10 protein-coding genes and 1 pseudogene are annotated in these 12,518 nt (G+C 53.7%); 4 read left to right on the top strand and 7 right to left on the bottom strand.

All coding sequences use genetic code 11. From position 1 onward, the window contains the following. Positions 1 to 21: 21 nt before the first annotated feature. Entirely contained in the window at positions 22 to 975 is a 954-nt protein-coding gene (locus QFZ34_RS14145) for a sugar-binding transcriptional regulator (protein WP_115051591.1), read from the bottom strand. 152 nt (positions 976 to 1,127) lie between these two features. Next, a pseudogene (locus QFZ34_RS14140) lies at positions 1,128 to 1,400 on the bottom strand (Rdx family protein); the annotation flags it as partial. Between the two features lie 1,302 nt (positions 1,401 to 2,702). Here QFZ34_RS14140 and QFZ34_RS14135 point away from each other — a divergent pair. Then, entirely contained in the window at positions 2,703 to 3,185 is a 483-nt protein-coding gene (locus tag QFZ34_RS14135) for a hypothetical protein (protein ID WP_307282113.1), read from the top strand. Between the two features lie 188 nt (positions 3,186 to 3,373). On the opposite strand, the gene QFZ34_RS14130 is transcribed toward QFZ34_RS14135, so the two are convergent. Continuing rightward, the gene (locus QFZ34_RS14130; RefSeq protein ID WP_307282110.1) at positions 3,374 to 3,538 is read right to left on the bottom strand and encodes a hypothetical protein; all 165 of its coding nucleotides are present in this window, start codon (positions 3,536 to 3,538) and stop codon (positions 3,374 to 3,376) included. Between the two features lie 75 nt (positions 3,539 to 3,613). Between QFZ34_RS14130 and QFZ34_RS14125 the strand changes: the two genes are divergently transcribed. Further along, complete coding sequence (locus QFZ34_RS14125; RefSeq protein WP_307282107.1) at positions 3,614 to 4,141, top strand: hypothetical protein; 528 nt, start codon at positions 3,614 to 3,616, stop codon at positions 4,139 to 4,141. A 45-nt stretch (positions 4,142 to 4,186) separates the two neighbouring features. Here QFZ34_RS14125 and QFZ34_RS14120 read toward each other — a convergent pair whose 3' ends face one another. The 3 genes from QFZ34_RS14120 to lepA form a co-directional block, all read right to left on the bottom strand. Next, the gene (locus tag QFZ34_RS14120; protein WP_307282102.1) at positions 4,187 to 4,384 is read right to left on the bottom strand and encodes a hypothetical protein; all 198 of its coding nucleotides are present in this window, start codon (positions 4,382 to 4,384) and stop codon (positions 4,187 to 4,189) included. Between the two features lie 759 nt (positions 4,385 to 5,143). Next, positions 5,144 to 5,425 carry a hypothetical protein gene (locus QFZ34_RS14115; protein ID WP_307282099.1) on the bottom strand — a complete coding sequence of 94 codons (282 nt, stop codon included), beginning with the start codon at positions 5,423 to 5,425 and terminating at the stop codon, positions 5,144 to 5,146. A 25-nt stretch (positions 5,426 to 5,450) separates the two neighbouring features. Further along, entirely contained in the window at positions 5,451 to 7,259 is a 1,809-nt protein-coding gene (gene lepA, locus QFZ34_RS14110; RefSeq protein ID WP_307282096.1) for a translation elongation factor 4, read from the bottom strand. A gap of 148 nt (positions 7,260 to 7,407) precedes the next feature. Between lepA and QFZ34_RS14105 the strand changes: the two genes are divergently transcribed. Together QFZ34_RS14105 and QFZ34_RS14100 are read left to right on the top strand one after the other, a co-directional pair. Beyond that, the gene (locus tag QFZ34_RS14105; RefSeq protein WP_307282093.1) at positions 7,408 to 7,956 is read left to right on the top strand and encodes a DUF2239 family protein; all 549 of its coding nucleotides are present in this window, start codon (positions 7,408 to 7,410) and stop codon (positions 7,954 to 7,956) included. A 353-nt stretch (positions 7,957 to 8,309) separates the two neighbouring features. Next, positions 8,310 to 10,388, top strand: a complete 2,079-nt coding sequence (locus QFZ34_RS14100) for an alpha/beta hydrolase family protein (protein ID WP_307282088.1) — start codon at positions 8,310 to 8,312, stop codon at positions 10,386 to 10,388. Between the two features lie 65 nt (positions 10,389 to 10,453). Here the strand turns inward: QFZ34_RS14100 and QFZ34_RS14095 are convergent, their stop codons facing one another. Next, positions 10,454 to 12,436 carry a PhoX family protein gene (locus QFZ34_RS14095; protein ID WP_307282086.1) on the bottom strand — a complete coding sequence of 661 codons (1,983 nt, stop codon included), beginning with the start codon at positions 12,434 to 12,436 and terminating at the stop codon, positions 10,454 to 10,456. Positions 12,437 to 12,518 lie beyond the last annotated feature (82 nt).

Genomic DNA, 12,518 nt, shown 5'->3' with positions numbered 1-12,518 from the left:
CAGTGCACAATGAAAGGGAGTTTAGTCTGCGAGCAGAGCCTCGGCAGTGTGCTCGTCGGTGATCAACCCATTGATAAGACTGCCCTTGAGGGCGGCCGCTATGCCGGGCATCTTCTTTTCGCCTTTGGCGATAGCAATGACCATGGCCGTCTCACGGGAAGGAATAAGGGCGCTGGCAACGCGCTCATTGGTCAATCCTTCAATAGCAATACCATTGCGATCAAAGGCGCGCCCGACGATTTCAAACACCGCACCCGCCCGCTGCAAGGTCTGTAATTCGGCGCGGGAAATAAATCCGTCGACAAAAAGCGGCGCGTCATCCCCCAGATCGCCAATGCCGATAAAGGCGACATCCGCCTTGGCCGACAATTCCAGCACGGAGCGGATCATTGGCTGACTGTGCAGCAATTCGCGCTCTTCGGGTGAAGAGGCGATGACCGGCAGCGGCATAGGGAAACTGCGCGCCTTTATCTTTTCGGCAATATTGAAGATGACGTTATAAAAGGCGGCCGAACCATCCGGCGCGATATTGCCCGTCAGCGATACCACCTTGTGTTGGGGGCAATCGATGGGCGACAACATTTCAATGGCAGCCTTCAGCGTGCGTCCGGTGCCGATACCGACAACCACCGGCGCTTCCGTCTTCAGCCAGCGCGTCATTTCCGCCGCCGCTGCATCGGCAACACCAAGCGTGGTCGAGGTGGAGCCGGGATCAGTCGGCACCACTTCGGCCATCTTCAAGCCAAAGCGCTTTTTCAGCTGTGCCGCCAGATCAAGACAATGGGCAATCGGATGATCAAGCCGAACCTTGACCAGCCCTTCCGAAACAGCCAACGACACCATGCGCTGGGCCGACTGGCGCGAAACGCCAAGCTTTGCGGCAATCTCATCCTGCGTATTGCCGGCAACATAATAAAGCCAGCCCGCGCGTGCCGCGTCATCCAGCTTGGTATTGGTAATTTCGGGCTTACTCAATTCTCTGCCTCATCTTGTGAGACTGGGATTCCTGTTACGCGTGGTTCCACAGGCTCACCATGAGGAATTGTGGCAAGCTCCCTCCCATCTTTGGCAGGCACTTCCTTCCTCATCCTGAGCTTGTCGAAGGACGCACCCTTTGCCTTATGCCCGTCGGAATGGCCGAGGTCACGCTCCGGCCAGACAATATCGCGCAGCTTCTGCTTCAAAACCTTGGCTTCCGGAAAGCCGCCATCGCGCTTGCGCTCCCAGATAAGGTCGCCATTGACGTGGATTTCGAAGATGCCGCCTGTGCCGGGAATCAGCGCCACTTCACCCAGATCAGCGCCGAATGTGGAGAGCAGCTCCTGCGCCATCCAGGCGGAGCGAAGCATCCAGCTGCATTGCGTACAATAGGTGATGGTGATGCGCGGTTTCGTGGTCATGGCTCGACTTCTAGCATTTTCTCGCCGGGATGTAAGGTGCCGTCGGGTGCGACGAGCGGGTTGTAACCGGATTTCAGAATAGCAAGCATCTTGGGTACGGCCGCGCGTGCCCGCTCCGCCATCTCCACCGTGCCGCAAAGCGGAAAAAGCACGACAGGATAGTCGTCTTTCGGGAAAAAATTCGCGCCGTCCTATACAGCATTGTTTGCGGCGGCAGGCGGGCTTGTTGCAAATCTTATGGTAGCCAAGTGCCGTTGCCATGGCCTGAAACAGCGAGAGCATCACCACATAGCGACGGTGGGCGCGCTTTTGTCCCTCTATATCGGCAGCATATTGCTCATCTGTTTGTTGCGGATGTCTTGGCTGCAGCGTGAAGGGCAATTCCGGCAGCGGGTTTGGTATGAATGAGCAAAATGGCACCAGATCATCCTGCGAAAATTTTTTGCGCTTACCCATGCTGATTTTCTCCGTGCTTTTTCCTTGCCACGCCCGCTTTTGCGTCTGGCTATTGAGATGGTGGGAAAGACGGGCGGTCATCGAAGCGCGTCTTTGTAGTAGGTAAGCGATCCGAAGACCGCCCGTCCGGCGATTTTGCATTCTGTCCGTTCCGCTTGGGAGGCCTCGGCTACCCAAGGCATGCCATTTGCGGCACACCATGCGTTAGCCTTGCGCCCCTTAAAGTGCTCGTCCAGCACGCGCCGTTCCTAGTAACGGCAGGGGAACCCTTGGACAGAACGTCCCCGGATAACGGGTCCGTAACCCGCCATCGGAGGCGCCCATCCTTCCCCAAACTTCGAACGGCTCCGGAAGCTGTTCCCCGCGGGAAGGACAGGAGCAGAATAATTCAGAGCGGGAACTGTTGGATAAGTTTGTCGAGATTATTTTTGGAAAGCCTGATTTGCACAAGCCAAGTGCGTCCTTCGACAAGCTCAGGATGAGGGAGGTGGTTTGATTGCAGGGCACCAACTCTTGCAACTATTGCAACTATTGCAACGCTAGCAAGTTGTCGCTGCAACCCACAAAACTTTCCTCATGGTGAGCTTGTCGAACCACGCACACCAGCAAACGCAGCCAAGAGACAAACGCTGCCATCAATCAGCGACGGGGCATCTCGAGGGCAATGCGGTTACCCCCTTGTGGGGGTCTGAAGGACAGAAGAGACAAGTGGCGCCCCGGGGCGCGAAACGTCAGGGAGGGGAATTTTATGAATCAAACATGCCACCCAACTGACACCCTCCTGACAGAAGGTTGTCAGGAGCCCTGCGCTATAAAACATGCGCGAAACGGGCGGGAGGCGCGGACATGGACGGATCAGCACATATCAATGGCAGTGCGACGGATTTTGATTTCCTCATTGGAAACTGGAACATTCGCAATTTGCGGCTGAAGGAGCGCTTTGCCGGATGCCATATATGGGATGAGTTTCACGCCACATCGACTGTGCGCAAGCTTTTGAACGATACCGCCAATCTTGAAGAAATGGACATGCCGAGCCAAGGTTTTTCCGGCATCACGCTGCGCCTGTTTAACCCGCGCGATGGATCATGGTCGCTCCATTGGGCCGACAGCCGCAGCAACTTCCTGTTTCCGCCGGTCATCGGCCATTTTGACGATGGCAAAGGCGTGTTTTACGGCAATGATACGGATAATGGCACGCCGGTGCGCGTGCGCTTTCACTGGACGCCCTCGCCCAAAGCTCCGCTCTGGGAGCAAGCCTTTTCCAAGGATGGCGGCGAGACATGGGAAACCAACTGGGTGATGAAATTTACGCGCATGCCCGCATAGGCTTCGCCCTCAAATCAAAAGACCCCACCATGGCATCCAGGCACGACAAGCCGAAAGCAATGGCCAGCGGCTGAAGATGAGGGAAAAGGTGGAGGCATTTTTCTTGCCTCCGACTTCCCCACCCTCACCCTGAACTTGGCAAGGATTGAGCCTGCCAAACGGCAGGCCGTGCACTGCCATCAAGCAGATTAGCGGCGGGTCATCTCGCGGGCAATGCGGGTGAAATCCGCTTGCTTGATGCCAATATCGGCGCGGTCTGCGGCGCTCATGCTGTTCAGCAAAGCTAGCGCATTACGATAATCCGCATCATTGCGGCGACGCCCGCGTGTGGCAAAATCAAAGATAAAACTCATGGCCTGATCCTATGGCGCTGTTTGGTTAGCCATAGAGTATGCGGAGATGAGCAGATTGTGCAGTGCAATATTGGAATGGCAGGTATGCCTAGATTGGAACTTTACCTGTCAGCAAACAGCGAATGCCTTGCAATTACCTCTAAATACCTCTATATAGTTCCTATACCCTCTGAATTGGATGCAACCATGCGTGAAATAGCAATTACAACTGATGTCTTTGCTGCGATTTGGGCAGCACGTTTAAAAGGCGAAAACTCCGAAAGTGAAATCTTGGAACGCATTCTTGGTGTAGTCGGACCAAATAAAAAGTTGGGAGAGGCTAGCAATCCGAGAATTCGTTGGGTTGATGACATCATAACCGCCTTAAATGAGCTTGGTGGCTCTGGATATTATTCAGATATTTACAAAAAGGTGCGGGAAATAAGATTGGCGAACGCTCGATCCGCGCCGCGTTCATTTGCAGAAGTTGTTAGAAAAGAAATTGAAATACACTCATCGGAATCAGAAGCCTTCCAACACAGAGAGGACCTCTTTACGGCGCCGAAAGGTTTAGGTGCGGGCTTTTGGGCGTTGAAAAACCTACCTCCATCACCAGAAACATGAGTACACTTCGAGGGTACCAACGCCCGTAGGCGTTGGTACTTTTCATCATGCAGCGCGCTGCTTAAGTGCCTCTTCCTTGCTTCCCCGATGCGCTCGTTCTTTTAGGATTTCATTCACGCGACCAGGGTTTACATCGAAATTAGCCGCTATGCGATTTTGAAACTCTCCATCTAAGTAGCGTAGCCAAATGACTACTGCATCTTCAAAAGTGAGTTTGTAGCTCGGTTTCCCGTTATCATTCATAGGATTGTCTTCCTGCTTCAAGTTGCCCCTTGAAACGGAGACAAAGAAATGCGATTCTATGACTGTGAAGTTCAGAAAATCGACATCCTCAGTTACTCCGCTCAGCGGATTGGGGCTTGTCTGCTGACACCATGGGTCACATTACAGTCGAGTACCAATCGACGTGTGGTGTGGCCCTTTCTGTTACTGCTGTCTGATACGGTGTTCAAATATCAGATAGCTAGATCTCTTCTTATCATCATTCTTTTTCCTAATTATTGTCTAAAGCGCACAAAGGTTAGTCCTTCGTGGTTGGTTGAATCGAGGCACGCCCTAGTTCAGTGAGCACGTAAGCTCCTCTTGTATAAGCAGTACCCTTTCGATACTTCGCCAAACCCTTTCTTTCCAAGGTTCTGTGACTGACCAGATTCCGAATAACTTGGCTGAGTTTATCATCCTTCCTGCCGCCCAATATTTCTCGGTCCTCAGCAGAAGGGCGTACTATTTCACGCAACTTTTTCGCAAGAACGGTGCTCTCCAAACCAAATTCGCTATCACCAAACGCCGCTATCAACCGTAGAGCTGGTATTATTAAATCGTTTTCACGGATGCGAGACATGTAGACCATATATAGAAAGAATCCATTTTCTTATACAAAATATAGGCAAGAATCCGCTTTGTCAATGATTCGTTAACCATATTTCTTAAGATTTGTTCATGCGATGTTCTGGTTTGTATTTGGAATGGGACGGCAGGTGCACGCCTTCCACCAATTGATATTCAGCAAATATGAGGGTTAACGTTCTTGCTCACCCACTCCTCCTGCTCCACCGTCAAGGGCTTGATGCCCGGCGTGGCAGGTTCGGGGCGTTGCGGGTCGATAATGACCGGCGTGGGGGCTGGGCGCGGCGTGGTGCAGGCTGAGGCGGTGCACAGGACAAGCGCGCAGCCAAGAAAGCCGCAGAGAAGGCGCAAGGGCCTGTGGGCGCGGGAAATGGCGCGAGGGAAGCGCGGATAGCGGCGGGCCGCTATCCGGTTTTGTCTGGTTCGTGATCCCGGCAAAGCGGTTCCACCATCCGGCACTATATTAGTTATCGCTCATCTTCAGCGCCTGAATGAAGGCTTCCTGCGGAATTTCGACCTTGCCGAACTGGCGCATACGCTTTTTGCCTTCCTTCTGCTTTTCCAGAAGCTTGCGCTTGCGCGAGACGTCGCCGCCATAGCACTTTGCCGTCACATCCTTACGCAGGGCCGAGATGGTTTCGCGCGCGATCACCGTGCCGCCAATGGCCGCCTGGATCGGGATTTTGAACATGTGCTTGGGGATGAGGTCTTTCAGCTTTTCGCAAAGGTCGCGGCCGCGCTTTTCGGCAGCGCCGCGGTGCACCATCATCGACAGGGCGTCCACAGGCTCGCCATTGACCAGCACGGACATCTTGACCAGATTACCCTCGCGGTAATCCGACAGATGATAATCAAACGAGGCATAGCCCTGGCTGATCGATTTCAGGCGGTCATAGAAATCGAACACGACTTCATTGAGCGGCAGGTCATAGGTGACCATGGCGCGCTTGCCGACATAGTTGAGATCGATCTGGATGCCGCGGCGGTCCTGACACAATTTGAGGATCGAGCCGAGATAATCATCCGGCGTTAGGATGGTTGCCCTGATCCATGGCTCTTCAATGGTGGCGATCTTCATCACGTCCGGCATGTCGGCAGGATTGTGCAGCTCGATCTGCTTGCCGTCGGTCATGTTGAGCTTGTAGACAACGCTTGGCGCGGTGGCGATGAGATCAAGATTGAACTCGCGCTCCAGCCGTTCCTGAATGATTTCCAGATGCAACAGCCCAAGGAAGCCGCAGCGGAAGCCGAAGCCCAGCGCCGCGGAGCTTTCCATCTCAAATGAGAACGACGCATCATTGAGCCGCAGGCGGCCCATGGCAGCGCGCAGATCCTCAAAATCCGCCGCGTCGACGGGGAAAAGGCCGCAGAACACCACAGGCTGCGCAGGCTTGAAACCGGGCAGGATGGAATCTGTCGGGCGCTTGTCCTCGGTGATGGTATCGCCAACGCGCGTATCGGCCACTTCCTTGATCGAAGCGGTGATGAAGCCGAACTCGCCGGGTCCAAGCTCATCCATGGCAACCATTTTCGGCGTGAACACGCCGGTGCGCTCAACCGGATATTTCGCGCCGGTGCCCATCATGCGGATGGTCTGGCCCTTTTTGAGCACGCCATCAATGATACGCACAAGCACGATAACGCCGAGATAGGAGTCATACCAACTGTCAACCAGCATGGCCTTCAGCGGCTTGGTGCGATCTCCTTCGCGCGGGGGCGGCAGCTGCTTGACGATGGCTTCCAGCACATCAGGAATGCCAAGGCCGGTCTTTGCCGAAATCAGCACAGCCTCGCTGGCATCAATGCCGATGACATCTTCCACCTGCTCGCGGATACGCTCCGGCTCGGCGGCGGGAAGATCGACCTTGTTCAACACCACGACGATTTCGTGGTTATTGTCGATGGCCTGATAGACATTGGCCAGCGTCTGCGCCTCAACGCCCTGCGAGGCATCGACCACCAGCAGTGAGCCTTCGCAGGCCGAGAGCGAGCGCGACACTTCATAGGCAAAGTCGACATGGCCGGGCGTGTCGATCAAATTGAGGACATAGGTCTCGCCATCATTGGCCTTGTAGTGCAGCCGGACAGTCTGCGCCTTGATGGTGATGCCGCGCTCGCGCTCGATATCCATCGAGTCGAGCACCTGCTCCTTCATGTCGCGAAGCTCCAGCCCGCCGGTCGATTGGATCAGGCGGTCAGCAAGGGTGGATTTGCCATGGTCGATATGGGCGACGATGGAGAAATTACGGATGTGATCTAGTGGAGTGCTCATGCGCGCCACATAGAGCATTTTCAGGCGATTTGGAAGGGCGAGCGTAGCGGCAGGCAATATTCGCTGCGAATAGTTTTACCCGGGTATATTGACGGCGGAGTTTTATCCGGGTAAATCCAGGGCAACGTTTGAGCAATGGATGATGATTATGAACAGTGTGAGCGCCTTTCAGGGCAACAGGAAAATCGCAAGTGGAACACCGGCGGAGGTGGCTCTGACGCTGAAGCGTCTGGACGATAATGGCGAGGCGGTTCTCATTTTCGATGATGCAACAGGCAGGCAGATTGAATTTGATCTGCGCGGCACCGATGCGGAGATATTGGCGCGGCTGGACAATAGTGAACCACGCAAGCCGGGCCGTCCGAAACTTGGCGTTACGGCACGCGAGGTAACGCTCCTGCCGCGCCATTGGGACTGGCTCGCAGCGCAACCGGGCGGCGCCTCCGTTACGTTACGCAAGCTTGTAGATGCTGCACGGACCGCAAATGGTGGGCGCGAGGCAAAGCGTCAGGCGCAGGAAGCGGCAGACCGCTTCATGCTGGCCATGGCCGGCAATCAGCCGCATTATGAAGAGGTCACCCGCGCGCTTTATGGCGGAAACTATCAGCGCTTCGCTGAACTGACGGAGGACTGGCCGCGGGATATCCGCGACCATGTACGCGCTCTGGCAGATCCAGCGTTTGATTGGCCGGACTGAACCAGCCTAATACGTTCGTTGAATACGTGCCTTTTTGGCACGTTTATTGCTCTGTTATCGGCATCCACTTGGCGCGAGGCCCTCAGCCGACACGCCAGTGAATGCCGAATTTTATTTTAAGCGCGTGGCTGGAATATTTTAGCAGCCTAATAATAAGGATTACTGTTTCATGAAGGATATTTTTCGAAAACGCATTATTCGATCATGCATAATTTCAGCCGCTGTTTGCCGTTTTATCAGGCTGCAGCGAGAGTAACGATACAACTTCCGAAACTGCGTCAACCTTTCCCGCCATCGTTGCGGAAAAGATCGTTGCACCTCCTGCCTTAGTAGATAGCTCGGACGAAGTAGTCGTGGGGATAGTAACGGCAGTTCCCGGCACGTCATCTGCTGTCCCGCCCGAGGCGAGTGTCGTGGTCCAAGACCCGCTCGTTATATTCGATGGTGGGAAGGTGACAACAACAGAACAGGAAATAGCGCCATTAGCTGTGAAGGAGCGGGAAGAGGTTACACGCTTTGTCACAACCTCGCCCGATACGATTGAAAATCCGACATTCTGGTCTTCACCGGCCTATGAGTATGATCTCGGCAATCTTGTAGCATCCGTGAGCACTGACTCCAGCAGTTTCACATACGGGCAGATTCTGATCACCCCGATCAAGGGATGGATTCGCTATCCCATGAAGTCAGTCTCGCCGACGCCGCCAGGCCAATATCCCGTCATTGTCTTTCTACATGGACAGCACACCCCAGCAGATCCAAATTATCGGGGTTATGATTATCTGGCAGAGAATCTGGCCACTCACGGCTATATTGTACTCTCGATTGACGCTAACGCCATCAACGCTGATGGCGACCAATCCGGTCAGTCGCGGGCGCAACTGGTTTTAGGGACATTGGACCGGCTACGCCAGATTAACGAGCATGGTCAAGTTGACAAAAATGGCAATGCTGGCGCACTGAACAAACTCAAAGGAAAATTTGACTTTGAGCGCATTGGCATTATGGGCCACTCGCGAGGAGGACAAGGTGTTGCAAACACAATCAAATTCAACAAGAACCGTCGAGGTGCCAGCTATGCGGGACTGGCAGTAGCGCTTTCGGTCAATCCAACAAAATACATAACCGCATATCCGGACTTTGCCGATGTGTTTATACCAAAAACAGCTAAAACTGTTGTAAGTCTCGACGAAGAAAAATTCAGAGCAGCGATAGCCAAATACAATATTTTCTATGCAGAAGGTAGTGACACGGCTTCACCCTATGACTTCAGGGCAGCCTTTCTTCTCGCGCCTACAGATTTCGGCGGCAACAAGGATTTGAACGGCGTGCCGCTTGCTGCACTTCTACCCACCTGCGATGGCGACATGCTCAATCTGCAAGGAGCAATCTCCTATGATCACAACAGATTTGGCAATGGCAGCGATACGGCAACACGCTATCAAATAGCGGTTCAAGGCGCCAACCATAATTATTACAATACAACTTGGATCAATGACGATTTCTCCACTACCGCGGGACCTGGCCATTGCATGGCGAACCACACAGATACCATAAGGGTCAGCGATGAAGACCAACGACGCAACGGACTTTATCTTATTAATTCTTTCATGCGCTATCATGTGGGAGGAGAACAACAGTTTGCAAGCTGGTGGAACGGAATGGCCCAACTGCCAGAGGCTGCCTGCCCTGTAGGACGCGGCCCCTGTGACGAACGCGTTATCCTGACAATTCAGCGAAATGAGGGCCAACGCAAACTGATTCAGCACTTCGCATCGGCAGAAAGCCTTAGCATCAATTCGCTCGGCGGCCCGGTCACCTCTACCGGCTTCAACAACTTAGCCCGGTGTGACATGCCTGATGGAGCGCGGAGCGCAGGCAATTGCTCACCTGCCCGCATAGCAGGCTTTGAATTCAATAGTTGGGGTGGTTCTGGCCTACGATCCATAGCAGAACATGCTGAACTTTCGTGGACCAAAGCTGGCGCCACAATTACAAATGATCTACTTGGCACTTCGGCAGCGCCCCACGATACTTTGAGCTTCCGCATAGCGGTCGTGCGCCCGATGGGGCAGGAGGTTTTGGTAACACTGACTGATAATGTTGGTAAGGAAGCGACTATCGAAGCCAGCGATTTCAGTGGTGCGCTCTATAACGCACCAAAAACCAAGGCTGAAGGCCGGCCCATGATTGATGATCCCATCGACAAGCCCTATTCAACCGGGCAGGTTAAGATGCTTCTCAACATGGTGGCGATACCACTGAAAGCATTTGCTGGAATTGACTTAAACAATCTGAAAGAACTCAAGCTGACGTTTCCTAAAGACAGAGGCAAGGTTGCTCTTGCGGACATCCAGTTCCAGACATTGGGACGGGATCAGTTCGGCCCTCGAATGGTCGCTGTCCAAAATAAGAACAGCAAAGCGCAATAGTAATATACGATAAGGCCCGGCTCTGAGCCATTTCAGAGCCGGGCCTTTCTCAATGATTGTGCTAATCAGACGCCGATCTTGCCACCACCCTTTTTGGTGATTGCGACGACGGACGGGCGGACGGGCATATCGTCCTTGAAGTCCGGCCAGCGGGTCGAAAGGTCTTCATAATAGGACGGACGGCCAAAACCTTCCCAATCTTCGCCGCCATCAGCGGGATGCTGAACGGCGACCATCATGGTTGCCATATCCGGCAACATCAGCGGACCGCACATTTCTGCGCCGATCGGCACGCGGAAGAAAAGTTTCGAGGTCGCACGGGCAGCACCTTCCGTATCAACCGCCCATAGACCATCGGTACGGCCCGTGTCCTTCGGCGAGTTGCCATCCGTTGAAACCCACAGCCGTCCATCAGCATCGACAGAGCAATTGTCCGGCATGCCGAACCAGCCATTCTTTGTGGTTTCGGTGGAGAAAGATGCGCCGACATCGGCAATGGAAGGATCGCCGCACTTGAGCAATATTTCCCATTTGCCCTTTGTTGCGGCGAAATCGCCATCAGCCTCGGCAATTTCAACGATATGGCCGAACGCGTTCTTGGCACGTGGATTGACAGCGTCGATCTGATCGTCCTTGCGTTTGGTATTATTGGTCAGCATGACATAGACCTTGCCGTTGACACCATTCGGCTGGATGTCTTCCGGCCTGTCCATCTTGGTAGCGCCCAACAGATCGCCTGCACGACGGGTTTCAATCAAAACATCCGCTTGCGAGGCGAACCCGTTTTCGGCTGTCAAAGGACCGGTGCCATGCACTATCGGCAACCAGTTAACAGTTCCGTCGGCTTCAAACTTTGCGACGTAAAGCGTGCCTTCGTCCAGCAGGTCCAGATTAGCAGCGCGATCATCAGGATTGAACTTGCCGGTGGTTACAAACTTATAAACGTAGTCGAAACGCTCGTCATCGCCGAGATAAAACACGACTCGGCCATCTTTGGAAACGATCGACTCAGCGCCTTCATGCTTGAAGCGGCCCATGCTGGTGCGTTTCTTGGGGACAGATACCGGATCGTTCACGTCGACTTCGACAATCCATCCGAACCTGTTGGCTTCATTGGGGTCTTTCGAGACATCGAAGCGATCATGGAATTTGCCCCATTCATAACTGCCCTCCGGAAGGCCGAGGCGTTTGTAGTTTGCCGCTTCCTTGCTGTCGGCAGCCAGTTCGCCTGTGAAATAGCCATGAATATTTTCTTCGGCCATCACATAGGTGCCCCAGGGCGTGACGCCTCCAGCACAATTATTAATTGTCCCGAAGACTTTTCTGCCGGAGGAATCTGCATTGGTTTTTACACGGTCATGACCGGCAACAGGACCGGACAATTGCATCTCGGTATTGGCGGTGATGCGGCGATTCAGCTTGCCGTCCTTGACGACCTGCCATTTACCATCGGTCTTCTTGATCTCGACAATAGTGCCTCCATGGGCAGCCATCTCGATATCAACACGCTTCTTGTCGGCAGGAGCGACTTCGATCTTGCCCTCAGCAACCTTAACGATGCCTGGGAACATGAGATGTTCATTCGTGTATTCATGGTTGACGACCAGAAGACCATGCTCAGACGAGCCATCTATCGGAATATAACCGACATAATCATTATTGTAGCCAAACTGCTTCGCCTGAGATTCCGGAGTCTGATTACGCGGATCAAACTCTGGAGAATCCACGAAAATTCCATCGCCCCAGCGTAGAAGCACATCCGCATCATATCCGGCTGCAACATGGTGTTTTTCATCAATGCCGGCTTCTACTTCCTCAAAACTGAAAGCAGATTTGGTTTCAGCGCGAGCATCATCAGCCAGCATCAGCGCCATCGGGCTGACGGTGGCTGCAATAGCTGAAACCGCGAGTGATCCTTTCAGAAAGCCACGGCGGGAGAATCGAGCTGCAATGAGCTCGCCCATTGTTGGATTGTCGGTCGGATTGTGGCCAGGACCATCATTCTCTTCAAGCTGGCTGGTTCTGAAAACGGGAGTTTGATCATTCATGGCGTGACCTCTGGCTGTCTGGCTGGGTTGCGGATTAGAACCGTTCCAGAATGGCTAGAAGTTCAGCGTAACAAACTGATGA

The organism is Phyllobacterium ifriqiyense, assembly GCF_030817885.1.
In the GTDB taxonomy this organism is placed as follows: Bacteria; Pseudomonadota; Alphaproteobacteria; order Rhizobiales; family Rhizobiaceae; genus Phyllobacterium; species Phyllobacterium ifriqiyense.
Note: the sequence above shows the minus strand (reverse complement) of the source record. Positions and strands in the feature narration are given on the sequence as shown.